19 protein-coding genes are annotated in these 14196 nt (G+C 59.0%); 15 read left to right on the top strand and 4 right to left on the bottom strand.

From position 1 onward, the window contains the following. The 4 genes from GS614_RS18680 (at position 1) to ptsN (ending at position 2590) form a co-directional block, all read left to right on the top strand. A complete protein-coding gene (locus GS614_RS18680; protein WP_371807913.1) occupies positions 1-492 on the top strand; it encodes an LptA/OstA family protein in 492 nt (163 codons plus the stop codon). Then, positions 492-1250, top strand: coding sequence for an LPS export ABC transporter ATP-binding protein (lptB, locus tag GS614_RS18675; protein ID WP_152459766.1), 759 nt, complete (start codon positions 492-494; stop codon positions 1248-1250). The genes GS614_RS18680 and lptB overlap by 1 nt, the downstream gene beginning before the upstream one ends. 252 nt (positions 1251-1502) lie before the next feature. Next, the gene (gene hpf, locus GS614_RS18670) at positions 1503-2066 is read left to right on the top strand and encodes a ribosome hibernation-promoting factor, HPF/YfiA family (RefSeq protein WP_171120161.1); all 564 of its coding nucleotides are present in this window, start codon (positions 1503-1505) and stop codon (positions 2064-2066) included. Between the two features lie 59 nt (positions 2067-2125). After that, positions 2126-2590, top strand: coding sequence for a PTS IIA-like nitrogen regulatory protein PtsN (gene ptsN, locus GS614_RS18665; RefSeq protein WP_117872900.1), 465 nt, complete (start codon positions 2126-2128; stop codon positions 2588-2590). Between the two features lie 55 nt (positions 2591-2645). On the opposite strand, the gene GS614_RS18660 is transcribed toward ptsN, so the two are convergent. Then, positions 2646-3161 (bottom strand): CAP domain-containing protein, encoded by a 516-nt coding sequence (locus GS614_RS18660; RefSeq protein WP_171120163.1) that lies wholly within the window; start codon positions 3159-3161, stop codon positions 2646-2648. Between the two features lie 169 nt (positions 3162-3330). Here GS614_RS18660 and GS614_RS18655 point away from each other — a divergent pair, with 169 nt between their 5' ends. Together GS614_RS18655 and GS614_RS18650 are read left to right on the top strand one after the other, a co-directional pair. Next, positions 3331-3930, top strand: coding sequence for a L,D-transpeptidase (locus GS614_RS18655; protein ID WP_152459769.1), 600 nt, complete (start codon positions 3331-3333; stop codon positions 3928-3930). A 139-nt stretch (positions 3931-4069) separates the two neighbouring features. After that, complete coding sequence (locus GS614_RS18650; RefSeq protein WP_117870963.1) at positions 4070-4252, top strand: hypothetical protein; 183 nt, start codon at positions 4070-4072, stop codon at positions 4250-4252. A gap of 72 nt (positions 4253-4324) precedes the next feature. On the opposite strand, the gene hemH is transcribed toward GS614_RS18650, so the two are convergent. Both hemH and GS614_RS18640 read right to left on the bottom strand, forming a co-directional pair. Beyond that, entirely contained in the window at positions 4325-5374 is a 1050-nt protein-coding gene (gene hemH, locus GS614_RS18645) for a ferrochelatase (protein WP_171727047.1), read from the bottom strand. A 55-nt stretch (positions 5375-5429) separates the two neighbouring features. Continuing rightward, positions 5430-6260 carry an SAM-dependent methyltransferase gene (locus GS614_RS18640; protein ID WP_171727046.1) on the bottom strand — a complete coding sequence of 277 codons (831 nt, stop codon included), beginning with the start codon at positions 6258-6260 and terminating at the stop codon, positions 5430-5432. Here GS614_RS18640 and GS614_RS18635 point away from each other — a divergent pair. Genes GS614_RS18635 through GS614_RS18620 form a run of 4 tightly spaced genes read left to right on the top strand, consistent with a single transcriptional unit; the run spans position 6211 to position 8584 of the window. Next, positions 6211-7005 carry a ComF family protein gene (locus GS614_RS18635; RefSeq protein WP_171727045.1) on the top strand — a complete coding sequence of 265 codons (795 nt, stop codon included), beginning with the start codon at positions 6211-6213 and terminating at the stop codon, positions 7003-7005. The two genes, GS614_RS18640 and GS614_RS18635, sit on opposite strands and share 50 nt — an antisense overlap. Before the next feature lie 38 nt (positions 7006-7043). Continuing rightward, positions 7044-7301, top strand: coding sequence for a glutaredoxin 3 (gene grxC, locus GS614_RS18630; RefSeq protein WP_152459773.1), 258 nt, complete (start codon positions 7044-7046; stop codon positions 7299-7301). Then, positions 7301-8131 (top strand): carbon-nitrogen hydrolase family protein, encoded by an 831-nt coding sequence (locus tag GS614_RS18625; RefSeq protein ID WP_171727044.1) that lies wholly within the window; start codon positions 7301-7303, stop codon positions 8129-8131. Before grxC ends, GS614_RS18625 begins: the two co-directional genes overlap by 1 nt. A 12-nt stretch (positions 8132-8143) precedes the next feature. Next, entirely contained in the window at positions 8144-8584 is a 441-nt protein-coding gene (locus tag GS614_RS18620) for a MarR family winged helix-turn-helix transcriptional regulator (protein ID WP_171120173.1), read from the top strand. 4 nt (positions 8585-8588) lie between these two features. On the opposite strand, the gene ubiG is transcribed toward GS614_RS18620, so the two are convergent. Beyond that, positions 8589-9335, bottom strand: a complete 747-nt coding sequence (ubiG, locus tag GS614_RS18615) for a bifunctional 2-polyprenyl-6-hydroxyphenol methylase/3-demethylubiquinol 3-O-methyltransferase UbiG (RefSeq protein WP_171727043.1) — start codon at positions 9333-9335, stop codon at positions 8589-8591. Positions 9336-9383: 48 nt separating this feature from the next. Here ubiG and pip point away from each other — a divergent pair, with 48 nt between their 5' ends. From pip to GS614_RS18590, 5 genes are all read left to right on the top strand, one after another. Then, a complete protein-coding gene (pip, locus tag GS614_RS18610; protein ID WP_171727042.1) occupies positions 9384-10361 on the top strand; it encodes a prolyl aminopeptidase in 978 nt (325 codons plus the stop codon). After that, entirely contained in the window at positions 10358-11179 is an 822-nt protein-coding gene (locus tag GS614_RS18605) for an ABC transporter substrate-binding protein (RefSeq protein WP_171120179.1), read from the top strand. Before pip ends, GS614_RS18605 begins: the two co-directional genes overlap by 4 nt. 160 nt (positions 11180-11339) lie before the next feature. Next, on the top strand, positions 11340-11930 hold the full coding sequence (rimP, locus tag GS614_RS18600) for a ribosome maturation factor RimP (RefSeq protein ID WP_010442531.1): 591 nt from the start codon (positions 11340-11342) through the stop codon (positions 11928-11930). Next, positions 11930-13549 carry a transcription termination factor NusA gene (gene nusA / locus GS614_RS18595; RefSeq protein WP_171120181.1) on the top strand — a complete coding sequence of 540 codons (1620 nt, stop codon included), beginning with the start codon at positions 11930-11932 and terminating at the stop codon, positions 13547-13549. The genes rimP and nusA overlap by 1 nt, the downstream gene beginning before the upstream one ends. Positions 13550-13571: 22 nt before the next feature. Further along, positions 13572-14195: an RNA-binding protein gene (locus GS614_RS18590; RefSeq protein WP_171727041.1), complete on the top strand. Its 624-nt coding sequence runs from the start codon at positions 13572-13574 to the stop codon at positions 14193-14195. Position 14196 lies beyond the last annotated feature (1 nt).

The raw sequence follows: 14196 nt of genomic DNA, 5'->3' as shown, positions 1-14196 counted from the left end.
GTGTTCGATTTTCGTTTTGTTCCTTTGTGCCTTGCTCTGTTTGCAGGTGCCGCAACCGCGACAGCGCAGGAGGCGCAGGTGGCTTTTGGTTCCGCAAATGCCGACCCGAGCCTTCCGGTCGAAGTCACGTCCGAAACGTTGAACGTCAACCAGGAGGACGGTTCTGCCGAATTCCTCGGAAATGTCGTTGTCATTCAGGGCGAAATGCGGCTGACTGCTGAGCGGGTTCTCGTGATCTACAACGAGGAACGCTCGGCGATTGAACGGATGGAAGCCACCGAGAATGTTGTTCTGGTCAGCCCGCCGGATGCGGCAGAGGGCGATTGGGCGGAATACACGATAGATTCCGGTGTGATCGTCATGAAAGGCAATGTCCTGCTGACGCAAGGCCCCAGCATCATCAGCGGCGATCAGATGAACGCCAATCTGACAACGGGCACAGCGACCATGACCGGGCGCGTCAAGACGATCCTTCAGCAGGGAAACAACTGATGGCGCGACCCGACTTGTCAGTGGCCGAAGGCAATTCCGGGCTGCGCATCGAGAAACTGCGGAAATCCTACCGTAAGAAAACGGTGATCCGCGATGTCTCGATGACACTGGACCGGTCCGAAGTCGTTGCCCTGTTGGGACCCAACGGGTCGGGTAAGACCACGACCTTTTATTCCGTGGCGGGGCTTGTTTTCCCAGAGGCCGGCAAAGTCACGATTGACGGCCAGAATGTTACGACGTTGCCGATGTACCGGCGTGCGCGGATGGGCATCGGTTACCTGCCGCAGGAGATGTCGATCTTTCGCGGCATGAGCGTCGAAGACAATATCGCCGCGGTGCTGGATATCACGGTTCCTCATGCTCACAGGCGGAAAGAACGGCTGGAAGAGCTGTTGTCAGATTTCTCGATCGAACATCTGCGCCGCGCGCCTGCTCTTGCCCTTTCCGGCGGTGAGCGCCGCCGCGTTGAGATAGCGCGATGTTTGGCCGCAGACCCGAAATATCTTTTGTTGGACGAACCATTTGCGGGTGTTGATCCCATCAGCGTTGGCGATATCCGGCATCTGGTTGCCGACCTTAAAAAACGGGGGATCGGTGTTCTGATCACCGACCATAACGTGCGGGAAACGCTGGAAATTGTCGACCGCGCCTATATCCTGCATGACGGGCAGGTTCTGATGTCGGGCACACCGGACGAGGTCGTCGAGAACGAGAATGTCCGCCGTGTCTATCTTGGCGAAAACTTCCGTATTTCATAGGCTTGTTATGGTCTGCGTCGGATGCATGGCGGAAATCGCGTATATACACACCTGTTTTGATTGACTCTTCCGTCGTCTCTTGCCTCAATTGTCCCATGGCATTTACCCGGTTCCAGTCTGGAGATCGTTGTCCCTTCGTTGAAGGGCTGGAGTTAAGACAACCGCGGAAAGTGTCTCGACCCCCCACCCGATAAAAACAAGTTCGTCGCGTAACGTGACGTCAGAATGGGTGTGAATTGTGAAGGAGATCACATGCGTTACCAAATCAGCGGAAAACAGATCGACATCGGTGCGGCGCTTCAGACTCACGTGCAGACCGAATTGGGCGAGGTTGTGAGTAAATATGCTCAGCGGCCTACCGATGCCAACGTCGTCTTTTCCCGTTCAGCGCATGAATATGTATGCGAAACAACAGTGCACCTGTCCACCGGGCTGACCGCTCAGGCCAAGGCGCATGCAACCGAAATTTATGCGGCGTTCGAGGCATGCTGCGACAAAATGGAAACACAGCTGCGGCGCTACAAACGTCGTTTGAAGGACCACCACAAGGATCGGTCCGAGCCGGTTGAACTCTTTGGGGCGTCCTCTTATATCCTCGCCTCTGACGAATCGGACGCGGCCGATGAACCCGAATCGCTACAGCCCATGATTGTGGCTGAGATGGAAACAAAAATCCCATCTTTGAGCGTTGGTGAAGCCGTGATGCAAATGGAACTTGCCGGTGCCCCGGTGCTGGTGTTCAGAAATGAGAACAAGGATGGATTGAACGTCGTGTATCGTCGCGAAGACGGTAACATCGGCTGGATTGATCCTTAACAGGCAAGGATACGGGGCCGCACCCGCCGACGCGGGTGCCGTGCCTATGGAGCGTGATCATGGAGCTTTCGAGCATACTGAAGCCCGAAGCAGTGCGTGTACTATCCGCCGCTTCCAGCAAGAAGCGGTTGTTTCAGGAAATCGGCGATGTCGCAGCCGCCAATCTGGGGCTCGATTCTCAGGCCGTCGTCGACTGTCTGCTTGAACGGGAAAGCCTAGGCCCGACCGGCGTTGGGCATGGCGTTGCACTTCCGCACGCGCGGTTGCCCGAGCTTGATTCGGTTTCGGGCGTGTTCGTCATGCTGGAAAAGCCCATCGACTTTGGATCGGTTGATCGTCAACCCGTGGACATCGCCTTTGCACTTTTTGCGCCGGAAGAGGCCGGCGTCGATCATCTCAAGGCGCTGGCCCTTGTGTCACGTACGCTGAGGGACACCTCGGTGTGCACCAAGCTTCGGGCGAACCCCGATCCGGTCAAGCTTTATGCGATCCTGACCGAAGCGCAGTCCATGCAAGCAGCGTAGTCTGAAAAAAAGCCCCCGGATTTCGGGGGCTTTTTTGTGTGTACGGTGATCGGGGTCAGCCGCCGGTTCCCATTTCCAGCGTCCACCAGATTTTCCCGCCTTTTTCCTGATGCCAGGCGAACCCCATCTGCGTGGCCTTGGGGTCCATGATCACGGCGCGCGGTCCGGGTTCCTGCATCCAAGCGGCGAGGGTTTCGGTTTCGGTTTCGTAGGTCTCGGAAATTGCTTCACCGAGGAACGTGCCGAAATATCCGACCCGTGCAGCCCGATCGATCGGAGAGGAGCCGTCGGACCCGAAGTGCCAGGGCCGGTTCTGTCTGGCCATGTCCTTGGAATGGGTCGCCGCTGCTGCGTTCAACTGCGCGTTCAGCTGGACAGGCTGCAATCCTTGGGCCTGACGCAGGGCATTGACCGAATCAACCATACGGAACTGCAACTTTTCCGGGTTGCCGCGAATTTTGTAGACCGTGGGCAGCGGGCGACCGTCTGCACCGATGGTCGTGGTGCCGGTGTCTGTACATGCCGCCAGCGCGACAAAGCAAATCAAGAGTAAAGAAACGATACGCGTCATGATCGACCTGGTTATTGTGTCATTACAGGGCATAGCGCGCCTGACAGCTCTGAGCAAACGCGCAATAGCCTAAACTTGCGTGATTCTGCCGGTTTGATTTGCGACTGAAGCATTCTGGCAATAGAATGTCACGGATTTCAGACCTCACTTGAACACAGGACCCGTTGTCATGGTCAAAAAGCGCATTCAAACGTCCACACGCAGGGGTTTTCTGGCTGGGGCCACTGCAACGCTGGCAACACCCGCACTGGCGCAGTACATCCCCGGTGATCCGCTGCGCCCTGCACCCGAACCCGAACCGTCGGTGCGCCGCAACGTATCGGGTTTCCGGGCGCTGGATTGGCAACCGTATTTTTCGAACACCAGAAACGGTGCCATTCTGGTCGATACCGTGTCGCGCGCGCTGCACTATTGGTCAGATGATCAAAGTATATACAAACTCTATCCTTCATCGGTTCCCCTGACCGAGGAACTGACCCGCCGGGGGCGTACCAGCGTGATCAGAAAGGTTGAAGGGCCCAGCTGGTCTCCGACACCGTCCATGAAAAAGCGAAACCCGGAATGGCCAGACTATATCCCTCCGGGGCCGGATAACCCGCTGGGAACACATGCTTTATACCTGAGTTGGAAGTACTATCGCATTCACGGAACGCACGATACGCGAAAAATCGGACGTCGGTCGTCGAATGGCTGTATCGGTCTGTTCAACGAAGACATTGCCGAGCTGTTCTCGATGGCGAAGGTCGGCACGCAAGTGTTGCTAATTTGACGACATTTTCGTGTGGGAACCCGCTTAGCGGTCAAGTTGCAATTGCATTCCAGCGTCAATGCTGATTAGAAAAAACCACGAGGTAAGTCTTAGATGTGTGGTTCCGGGCATTGGAACTGCGCAAATTCTGGAGGTTAATATGAAGAAACTCGTTCTCGCTGCTGCACTGACTGCTGCTGCTTCGACCGCTTATGCTGGTAACCTGGAAGAGCCGGTTGTTGAAGCACCTGTTGTTGTAGAAGAAACTCAGGGTTCGTCGCAGGGCATCCTGCTGCCGCTGATCCTGCTGGTCGTTGTTGCTGCTGCTGTTGCTGCAAGCTAATCCGACACGGAATTCATGAAAAAGGCGGTGGAGCAATCCACCGCCTTTTTTATTTTCCCAAGGCTGTGCAGGTCAGTCCAGCCAGCCGCGCAAGTTTTCTTCGATCACTGTGCCCAATGCAGCTATGTGCGCCGCATCGTCATTGAGACATGGAATATAGGTGAAGGTTTCGCCGCCCGCTTCTTCGAAGCTTTCCTTGATCTCTTCGTTGATCTCTTCCAGCGTTTCGATGCAGTCGGCCGAGAAAGCCGGCGCGATGACCGCTATGTTCTTTTTGCCCTGTTTGGCCAAATCCGCCACATGATCCACTGTATAGGGTTTCAGCCATTCCTCGGGGCCGAATCGCGACTGGAACGTTGAAACCAGTTGATCGTCAGACCATCCCAGCCGTTCCTTCAGCAGCCGTGTCGTCTTGGCGCACTGGCAATGATAGGGGTCACCCTGTTGCAGATACCGTTCCGGCATCCCGTGATACGAGCAGACCAGAATATCGGGTTTTATCTCCGCCGCTGCATAAGCACGTTCAACGGATTGCGCCAGGGCGTCGATATAGGCGGGTTGGTCGAAATAGGCGGGTACGGTTCGCGAGGCGGGCTGCCAGGCCTCATCCATCAGTGCACGAAAGAATTGGTCATTGGCGGTGGCCGTGGTTGCGCCCGCGTATTGTGGGTAAAGCGGGAAGAACAGAATACGGTCACAGCCCGCGGCAACCATCTCGCGCACTTTGGATTTTGTTGATGGGTTGCCGTAGCGCATGCAGAAATCGACCATCACCTGATCCCCATACCGATCCTGCATCGCGTCGCGCAGCTTGGCAGTCTGGTCCTTGGTAATCGTCATCAGCGGGCTTTCGCCCTTTTCATGATTCCAGATCGATTTGTAGGCTTCACCCGAACTGAATGGCCGCTTGCTGAGGATGATTCCCTGAAGAATCGGTTGCCATTTCCATTTCGGATAGTCGATGACCCGCTGATCCGACAGAAACTCGTTCAGATAGCGACGCATCGGCCAATAGGTGTAATTGTCCGGTGTGCCCAGATTGGCCAGCAAAATGCCAACACGGCCCATCTTGACCTTGGGATGGTCGGCAGGGGCATGAGCGGGACGAGTGGCATCAAACATTGGGCATTCCTGAATTTTCGTGTTCCGACCTGAGATAAAGGGATTTGGTTGCGCGTCAATCCGACAGTTTGCCCTCTTCCGTGCGCAGGGCATCTGCCAGGCGCATTTGGGCTGACCCCGGGCGCAGCGGCTTTGGTTGGCTGTCATCGGGGGACCAACCGGTCAGGCAAATCAGTTCGAAGGTTGCGGCAAGACGGCCTGTTTCCGTCGAAAAGTGATCCGAATAGACGCGCTGCGCGGCTTCGAACACTTTGCGTCGGGTCGGACATTTCAACCGGGCAGCCAGAGCGTTGGTCTCACCCATGTCCCTCAGATCATGCATCAGGTGCCAGATATCGCGGTATTCTGCCGTCAGCGGTACGGCATCGGCCACTGGCAATGCCAGACCGGCCCGTTGCAGCAACCCACCCAGATCGCGCAGTTCGGCCATGGGGGCGATGCGGGGGCTGAGCCCGCCCGTGACTTCGATTTCGGCCTGACCCAGCGCGGCGCGCAATTCGTGAAGGGTCTCACCCCCAAGGCATACAACAAGAAGCAACCCATCCGGTTTCAAAGCCCTTTTGCATTGGATCAACTGTCCGACCGGGTCATTGGCGCAGTGCAGCGCCATCGCATGAATCACCAGATCATGCGCACCGAGTTGAAGTGACAGCACATCGTCATCCGCGACAATGGCGGCATCCGGAAAAACGTCTGCCCAAAGCTGTGGGAAAGGGGTCACAACCGCAGGTGCCGTAAAGGTTCTGTTAACCATGGAGAGCCGATCCTGAACCTCATCAATGGCGGCGCGGTGCAAGAACAGGGCGTCGTCCTTCGCGCGGGCGCGATGATGCAGAATGGCGTTACGGTTGAAAAGAGAGGGTGCGGTGGGCTCGGGCAGTTTCATAGGTCGCAAGTATCGCATTGCGCAGCGGATTCAAACTGCCCTTGCATTGATCTATCCGCCGCGTTGCATGGGCTGCGGAGAGCTGACGGAATCCGATTTCGGCCTGTGTGGGGCGTGTTGGCGGGATACGCCGTTCATCGGTGGCACGGTTTGCGAAAGCTGTGGTGTGCCCGTGATCGGAAGTGCAGACAGGTTCCGGACCGAGTGCGACGATTGTCTGAAAACCCCTCCGCCCTGGAACACGGGCCGCGCTGCGCTGATGTATGATGGGAAGGCGCGGTCACTTGTTCTGGCTTTGAAACATGGTGACCGGACCGAACTGGCCCGCCCCGCTGCCCGTTGGATGGCGCAGGCCGGGCGCGAGTTGCTGCGTCCCGGGATGGTGATCGCTCCGGTGCCGTTGCATTGGTCACGCCTGCTGAAACGGCGATACAATCAGTCTGCGCTGCTGGCACGCAACCTGGGGCGAGAAACCGGGTTGGACTACGTGCCGGATCTGCTGGTGCGCAAACGGCGGACCCCTGTGCTGGACGGAAAGACCGCGCGGGAAAGGGGCGAAGCCTTGGCAGGCGCAATTGACATCCACCCAAGGCGGGCGCTGCATTTGAAGGGGCGCGATGTCCTGCTGGTGGATGACGTGATGACATCCGGCGCGACGTTGGCGGCGTGCACGCGTGCGTGTCAGGCCGCAGGGGCAAATCATATTTTCGTGTTGGCACTGGCGCGCGTTGCCAAGGATGCCTAATTCGCCCAAGATCGCACGAAACCCAAAGGGACCGGAACATGAAGCCCGTAGAAATCTATACCTCGCCGCTCTGTGGTTTTTGCCACGCGGCCAAACGTCTGCTGAAGCAGAAAGGCGTTGAGTTCAAGGAAGTTGACATTCTGATGCACCCCAAACGTAAGCCCGAGATGATCCAGCGCGCAGGCGGCAAACGCACCGTGCCTCAGATTTTCATCGGGACACAGCATGTGGGCGGCTGCGACGACCTTTACGAGCTGGAGCGGCAAGGCAAGCTTGACCGTCTGCTTGCCGCCTGATGAAGACCGCGCTGCTGCAAATCACCTCGTCGGATGATCCGGTCGAAAACCTGGACATGGTGCGCGCCATGGCAGCCGACGCGGCAGGGCAGGGCGCGCGGTTTATCCTGACGCCAGAGGTCACGAATTGCGTGTCAAACAGTACGACGCGGCAAAACGAGGTTCTTCAGCACGAAGAAGACGACATCACCTTGGCCGGCCTGCGGGCTCAGGCCGCCCGACTGGGCGTGTGGGTGTTGATCGGGTCACTGGGGATCAAGACTCATGACGCTGACGGGCGGTTTGCCAACCGGTCTTTCATGATCGATCCGCAAGGTCGGATCGTGGCGCGTTACGACAAGATCCATATGTTCGACGTGCAGGTCACCGAGACCGAGACGTTCCGCGAATCAAAGAACTACCGCCCCGGCGAAAAGGCGGTCATAGCCGAAACTGATTTTGGCGAGGTGGGTTTGACCATCTGTTATGACATCCGGTTTCCGTACCTGCATGCGGCTTTGGCGCAGGCAGGCGCGCGAATCCTGACCGTTCCGGCAGCGTTTTCACCTGTTACGGGCGCCGCGCATTGGGAATCGCTGTTGCGGGCCCGGGCGATTGAGACAGGCTGTTGGGTCTTGGCCCCCGCGCAAACGGGGGAACACCCATCAACGCGCGGAAAGACGCGTTTTACCCATGGGCACAGCATGGTCGTCGACCCCTGGGGAAAGGTGCTGATCGACGCAGGTACCGATCCGGGCATTCACATTTTCGATTTGGATGATAGTTCTGTGACAGAGGCACGCCGCCGCGTGCCGTCGTTGACACACACCCGGTCTTTCACTGGACCCTGACAGAATTGAACAATGACGGAAGACACCAACGCCCTTGCGGTCACGCTGTTCAGCGAGATCCTGACCGCGGATCAGTTGTTGCGCAACCGGCTCAGCCGGGTGCTGCCCAAGGGTATGGAAATTTCGCATTTCTCGGTGCTGAATCATCTGGTTTTCGTCGGGGACGAACGTAGCCCGGCGCAACTGGCCAACACATTCCACGTGACCCGTGGCGCGATGACCAATACTTTGGCCAAGCTGGAATGGGCCGGGTACATCCACATCCGCCCCGACTGGGACGACGCCCGCCGCAAGATGGTGGCGATCAGCCCCGCAGGTCGACGGGCGCGGGATCAGGCGATTTCCTCGATTGCCCCGCTGATCAACCGCGTGGTCGGAGAGCTCGGGCCGGACCGGGTCCGCAGCGCCCTGCCAGTGCTTCGGGATTTGCGCATGCAGTTGGAGGGGGAATAACCCCCTACTGTGGCTTCACGCTCGCCGTCACGTAATTCACGCTCAAGTCCCGATCCGAGATAGACCAGCTCCAAAGGATCGGGTTGAACACGAACCCTTTGCGGTCCACCGGGTCCAGCCCGGCCTGACGCAGCAGGTCGAACAGCTCGTCCGGCGTGATGAACTTGTTCCATTCATGCGTGCCGCGCGGCAGCCAACGCATGACGACCTCGGCCCCGAAAATCGCCATGGCGTAGGATTTCGGGTTGCGGTTGATGGTTGAACAAATCTCCAACCCGCCGGGTTTGAGCAAGTGACGCGTGGCGGTCAGATAGGACAGGGGATCAGCCACGTGTTCGACCACTTCCATGTTCAGCACAACATCGAATTGCTCACCGGCAGCGGCCATGTCCTCGGCCGTGGTATGGCGATAGTCGATCTTCAGCCCGGACTGTTCAGCGTGAATGCGCGCCACGGGCAGATTGCGTTCCGCGGCGTCGGCGCCCACAACGTTGGCCCCAAGACGCGCCATCGGTTCGCTCAGCAGCCCACCGCCGCAGCCGATATCCAGCAGGCGCAGACCTTCGAACGGCACAGGCGACTTTAGGTCGCGATCGAATTCTCCGGCGATCTGCTGCGTTATATAGTCCAGCCGGCACGGGTTAAGCATGTGCAATGGTTTGAATTTTCCGTGCGGGTCCCACCATTCCGCGGCCATCGCCTCGAATTTTGCGATCTCGGACGGGTCCACCGTGTTCGGATGCGCTTGCATTCCTGTCTCCGTGTGCTCTTTTACGCTTAAGGACTATATAGGGCGATAATGGACAAGTACCCGGACCAAAAGCGCGCAGTTCAATATCTGTACCCGCCGATCGACCCTTTTGACCAGCGGATGGTCGATATGGGCGATGGGCACCGTATTTATGTGGAACAATGCGGTAATCCTGACGGCATACCCGTCGTGATCCTGCACGGGGGGCCGGGTGGGGGGTGCAGCCCGGCCATGAGGCGATACTTCGATCCACAGGCCTACAGGGTGATTCTGTTTGACCAGCGCGGATGTGGCCGGTCGCGCCCCACCGCCTCGGTCGAGGACAACACGACGTGGCATCTGGTGGCCGACATAGAGCGGCTGCGCAAACTCTTCGAGATCGAAGAATGGATCGCTTTTGGCGGAAGCTGGGGGGCGACTCTGGCGTTGATCTATGCCCAGACTCATCCCGACCGCGTCAGTCGACTGGTGTTGCGCGGGGTGTTCCTTGCGACTCAGGCCGAGCTTGACTGGTTTTACGGCGGTGGCGCCGGGCGGTTCTGGCCCGAGCAATGGCAGAAATTCACCTCGCTGCTGCCCGAGGTTGAACTGGACGACACCATTGCCGCCTATAACAAACGTCTGTTTTCGGGCGACCGCGCGACAGAGATCCTGTATGCGCGGGCCTGGTCGCATTGGGAAAACGCGCTGGCCTCGATCCACACCAACGGATCGGTTGGCGAAAGCCCCGGCGAATACGCGCGCACCTTTGCGCGGCTCGAGAATCACTATTTCTCCAACAAGGCGTTTCTGGAAACGGACGGGCAGATTCTGGATCAGATGGACCGGATCGCGCATATCCCCGGCCATATCGTGCAGGGGCGCTATGACATGATCTGCCCGCCGCAGGCCGCGTGGTCCCTGGCGGAACGCTGGCCGAATGCTGAACTGAAGATGGTTCGTCAGGCGGGGCACGCCCTGTCCGAGCCGGGCATCAGCGCGGAACTGGTGCGAATCATGGACCGTGTGGCGGAGGGTGTCGCATGACCCGAATCGATCGCCGTGCTCTCTTTGCCTCTGGTGCCGCTGCCGCATTGCTGGCGGCGACAGGAGCATCCCTTGCTGGTACGCCCAAAAAAGGCGGGACATTGCGTCTGGCCGTTCCGCGCGATGACAGCCTCGAGCAAGTGGCGCGTGGGGCCGTTTTCGACACAATGACTGAAATCGCCCCGGATGGTACGTTGCGCGGTGAGCTTGCGACCGGCTGGCAAACCGACGCAGACGCACGGGTCTGGAACTTTGATCTGCGTGATGACGCGGTCTTTCACGATGGCGAACCGTTGCAGATTGCTGATGTCATGGCCGTTCTGGCCGAAATCGGAAGGCCCGAGGCGCTTGCCCCCAACCGCCTGCGGCTTGAACTTGCCGAGGCAAATCCCGGATTGCCTTTCCTGCTGGCCGACAGCCGCTTTGTTGTTGCGCGCGCCGGTGAAACCGTATCCCCGTTGCGCAAAGCCTACGGCACCGGCTGCTATCGTGTCGAACGGGCAGAAGATGGCCGCCATTTTCTGGGCCGCCGCGTCGAGGGGCATTACAAAGATGGTCAGGCCGGATGGGCTGACGCGGTCGAGGTCATTGTAATCCCGGACCCCGCCGTGCGGGCCGAGGCGCTGCGGGACGGGTATGTCGATATCGCGGCGCTTCCGGATCGGGCCGGAATGCGAGGCACGCGCGGTGTCCGGTTCCACCCGTCCGAGGCCGACATGGCCCTTGCCGTATCGGATGCTGTCGGGATGCCGCGACAGATTGCCGGGAACGGTGCGCTGGACGATGGCCGCATCGCCGAACGGTGGTGGATGGTGTAAATCCAAATGCGAATCCCTCTGGGGGTTGCAGACTCGGGCCATCCTGCGTATATGCAGTTTCAACAGCGGCGCGTTGGACTTCTGGTCCAAGGCTCCACCGGAAAATTTGACGGGCCGCGCGCCCGTTTTTTTGTGCCCGACTGACAGGGTAGAGTACCAGATGACAAACGACCTGATAGCAAAAGCTGCCATTGACCGGCGACTGGCCGAGATCATCACCCCAGTGATCGAGGATCTGGGGTACGAACTCGTCCGTATCCGCTTGATGAGCGGCAAGACCACTACGATGCAGATCATGGCAGACAAGCCCGATGGCGGCATCGAAGTGGATGATTGCGCCGAAATCTCTAACGCGGTCAGCGCTACACTGGATGTCGAGGACCCAATCCTTGATGCCTATACGCTGGAAGTGTCCAGCCCCGGCATCGACCGCCCGCTGACCCGTCTCAAGGACTTTGAGACCTTCGAGGGATATGAGGCCAAGATCGAAACCGCCGAACTGATCGATGGCCGCCGCCGTTTCAAAGGTGAACTGGCCGGGATCGAGGGTGATGAGGTTCTGATCAACATCCCCGAGGGGGACGAGACCATCACCATCGGTCTGCAATTCGACTGGCTGAGCGATGCAAAGCTGGTCCTGACCGATGATCTGATCAAGGAAATGCTGCGCCAGCGCAAAGACGCCGGTGCCCTGAACGAAAACGCTTTCGACGAGATTGAGACCGAAGGGTCCGAAGAGGAGACGAACTGATGGCAATCACCTCAGCAAACCAGCTGGAGCTGTTGCAGACCGCCGAGGCCGTGGCCCGCGAAAAGATGATCGACCCCGGCCTGGTTGTCGAAGCGATGGAGGAATCGCTCGCCCGTGCCGCCAAGAGCCGCTACGGCGCCGAGATGGACATCCGCGTCAGCATCGACCGCAAGACCGGCAAGGCGACCTTTACCCGGGTCCGCACCGTGGTCGAGGATGAAGAGCTTGAGAACTATCAGGCCGAGATGACCGTCGAGCAGGCCAAGCAGTACATGGAGGCGCCCGAGGTTGGTGACGTCTTCGTCGAAGAAGTGCCGCCGGTTGAAATGGGCCGGATCGCGGCGCAGTCTGCCAAGCAGGTGATCTTGCAGAAGGTCCGCGAAGCTGAGCGTGACCGTCAGTACGAAGAATTCAAGGATCGCGCAGGGACCATCATCAACGGTGCCGTCAAGCGCGAGGAGTTTGGCAATGTCATCGTCGATCTGGGCGGTGCCGAGGCCGTTCTGCGCCGCAATGACAAGATCGGCCGCGAAAGCTATCGCCCGAATGACCGGGTGCGCGCATACATCAAAGAGGTTCGCCGCGAAGTGCGTGGCCATCAGATCTTCCTGTCGCGCACCGCGCCGGAATTCATGGCCGAGCTGTTCAAGATGGAAGTGCCGGAAATCTATGACGGCATCATCGAGGTCAAGGCCGTGGCCCGTGACCCCGGTTCGCGCGCCAAGATCGCCGTGATCTCGTATGATGGTTCGATTGACCCTGTCGGTGCTTGTGTCGGTATGCGTGGCAGCCGCGTGCAGGCCGTTGTGAACGAACTGCAGGGTGAGAAGATCGACATCATCCCGTGGAACGAAGATCAGCCGACCTTCCTGGTGAACGCGCTGCAGCCCGCCGAGGTCTCCAAGGTGGTTCTGGACGAAGAAGCCGGCAAGATCGAGGTTGTCGTGCCGGAAGAGCAGCTGAGCCTTGCCATCGGTCGCCGCGGTCAGAACGTACGTCTGGCAAGCCAGCTGACCGGTCTGGACATCGACATCATGACCGAAGCAGAAGAATCGGCGCGTCGCCAGAAAGAGTTCGAAGCCCGCACCAAGCTGTTCATGGACAGCCTGGATCTGGATGAATTCTTCGCGCAACTCTTGGTCTCGGAAGGCTTCACCAACCTCGAAGAGGTTGCCTATGTCGAGATTGAGGAACTGCTGGTCATTGACGGCGTTGACGAAGGTACCGCGCAGGAACTGCAAACCCGCGCCCGCGAATTCCTGGAAGCACAGGCCAAGGCGGCACTGGATGCGGCGCGTGAATTGGGCGCCGAGGACAGTCTCATTGAATTCGAAGGTCTGACACCCCAGATGGTAGAGGCGCTGGCCAGGGACGACGTGAAGACTCTGGAAGACTTTGCAACTTGCGCCGACTGGGAACTGGCCGGTGGCTGGACGACCGTCGATGGTGAGCGTGTCAAGGATGACGGTGTATTGGAGCCTTTCGGTGTAACGCTGGAAGAGGCGCAAGATATGGTCATGACGGCGCGTATCCTGCTGGGTTGGGTTGATCCGGCCGAGCTGGAACAGGCGGAAGAAGACGTCGACGGCGACGCAGCAGACGAGGAGGTCGAGGCCTGATCTCGGGCTTCGGGTGGCGTGTATGAGTCGCGGTGGCGCCCATAAGGATCGGTCCGACGGACCCGAGCGCAAGTGCATCGCCACGGGCGAGGTGCAGCCCAAATTCGGGTTGATCCGCTTTGTGACGGGGCCGGACGGTCAGGTTTTTCCGGATGTCGCGGCGAAATTGCCCGGGCGGGGGGTCTATGTGGCGGCGGATCGTGCCGCCCTGGACAAGGCCGTTGGCAAGAAACTGTTTGCGCGGGGGTTCAAGGCGCAGGTGTCTGTGCCGAAGGACCTGGCGGAAAAGGTTGAACAGCAGATCGCGCGCCGCGTTGTCGAGCTGCTCAGCCTGGCGCGCAAGTCCGGCGACGCGGTTGCCGGGTATGAAAAGGTCAAGACGTGGCTGGATCGGGAAGAGGCGCAGGTGCTAATTCAGGCCGCTGATGGATCGGGGCGCGGCAAGTCCAAACTGAGCACGCCGCACTTCGGGAAATACATAGGTTGGCTGACGGCAAACGAATTAGGACAGGCATTTGGGCGCCAAACGGTGATTCATGCGGCCTTGGCCTCTGGCGGACTCGCCAAACGTGTTGTAGAGGAAGCGCAGCGCCTGCGTGGCTTGCGCGAAACGGATGACGGCGGCAGGGGCCGCGCGGAAGGGTAAG

The sequence above is a fragment of the Ruegeria sp. HKCCD6604 genome (genome assembly GCF_013110635.1).
In the GTDB taxonomy this organism is placed as follows: domain Bacteria; phylum Pseudomonadota; class Alphaproteobacteria; order Rhodobacterales; family Rhodobacteraceae; genus Ruegeria.
Note: the sequence above shows the minus strand (reverse complement) of the source record. Positions and strands in the feature narration are given on the sequence as shown.

What these genes read in the sequence shown, in the direction of transcription:
- ptsN (WP_117872900.1), top strand. Translation starts at nt 2,126, where the DNA reads ATGGAGCTTTCGAGCATACTGAAGCCCGAAGCAGTGCGTGTACTATCC.
- GS614_RS18605 (WP_171120179.1), top strand. Translation starts at nt 10,358, where the DNA reads ATGACCCGAATCGATCGCCGTGCTCTCTTTGCCTCTGGTGCCGCTGCC.
- grxC (WP_152459773.1), top strand. Translation starts at nt 7,044, where the DNA reads ATGAAGCCCGTAGAAATCTATACCTCGCCGCTCTGTGGTTTTTGCCAC.
- rimP (WP_010442531.1), top strand. Translation starts at nt 11,340, where the DNA reads ATGACAAACGACCTGATAGCAAAAGCTGCCATTGACCGGCGACTGGCC.
- pip (WP_171727042.1), top strand. Translation starts at nt 9,384, where the DNA reads ATGGACAAGTACCCGGACCAAAAGCGCGCAGTTCAATATCTGTACCCG.
- ubiG (WP_171727043.1), bottom strand. Translation starts at nt 9,335, where the DNA reads ATGCAAGCGCATCCGAACACGGTGGACCCGTCCGAGATCGCAAAATTC.
- lptB (WP_152459766.1), top strand. Translation starts at nt 492, where the DNA reads ATGGCGCGACCCGACTTGTCAGTGGCCGAAGGCAATTCCGGGCTGCGC.
- GS614_RS18635 (WP_171727045.1), top strand. Translation starts at nt 6,211, where the DNA reads ATGGCGTTACGGTTGAAAAGAGAGGGTGCGGTGGGCTCGGGCAGTTTC.
- hemH (WP_171727047.1), bottom strand. Translation starts at nt 5,374, where the DNA reads ATGTTTGATGCCACTCGTCCCGCTCATGCCCCTGCCGACCATCCCAAG.
- GS614_RS18655 (WP_152459769.1), top strand. Translation starts at nt 3,331, where the DNA reads ATGGTCAAAAAGCGCATTCAAACGTCCACACGCAGGGGTTTTCTGGCT.
- GS614_RS18625 (WP_171727044.1), top strand. Translation starts at nt 7,301, where the DNA reads ATGAAGACCGCGCTGCTGCAAATCACCTCGTCGGATGATCCGGTCGAA.
- hpf (WP_171120161.1), top strand. Translation starts at nt 1,503, where the DNA reads ATGCGTTACCAAATCAGCGGAAAACAGATCGACATCGGTGCGGCGCTT.
- GS614_RS18650 (WP_117870963.1), top strand. Translation starts at nt 4,070, where the DNA reads ATGAAGAAACTCGTTCTCGCTGCTGCACTGACTGCTGCTGCTTCGACC.
- GS614_RS18590 (WP_171727041.1), top strand. Translation starts at nt 13,572, where the DNA reads ATGAGTCGCGGTGGCGCCCATAAGGATCGGTCCGACGGACCCGAGCGC.
- GS614_RS18660 (WP_171120163.1), bottom strand. Translation starts at nt 3,161, where the DNA reads ATGACGCGTATCGTTTCTTTACTCTTGATTTGCTTTGTCGCGCTGGCG.
- GS614_RS18620 (WP_171120173.1), top strand. Translation starts at nt 8,144, where the DNA reads ATGACGGAAGACACCAACGCCCTTGCGGTCACGCTGTTCAGCGAGATC.
- GS614_RS18640 (WP_171727046.1), bottom strand. Translation starts at nt 6,260, where the DNA reads ATGAAACTGCCCGAGCCCACCGCACCCTCTCTTTTCAACCGTAACGCC.
- nusA (WP_171120181.1), top strand. Translation starts at nt 11,930, where the DNA reads ATGGCAATCACCTCAGCAAACCAGCTGGAGCTGTTGCAGACCGCCGAG.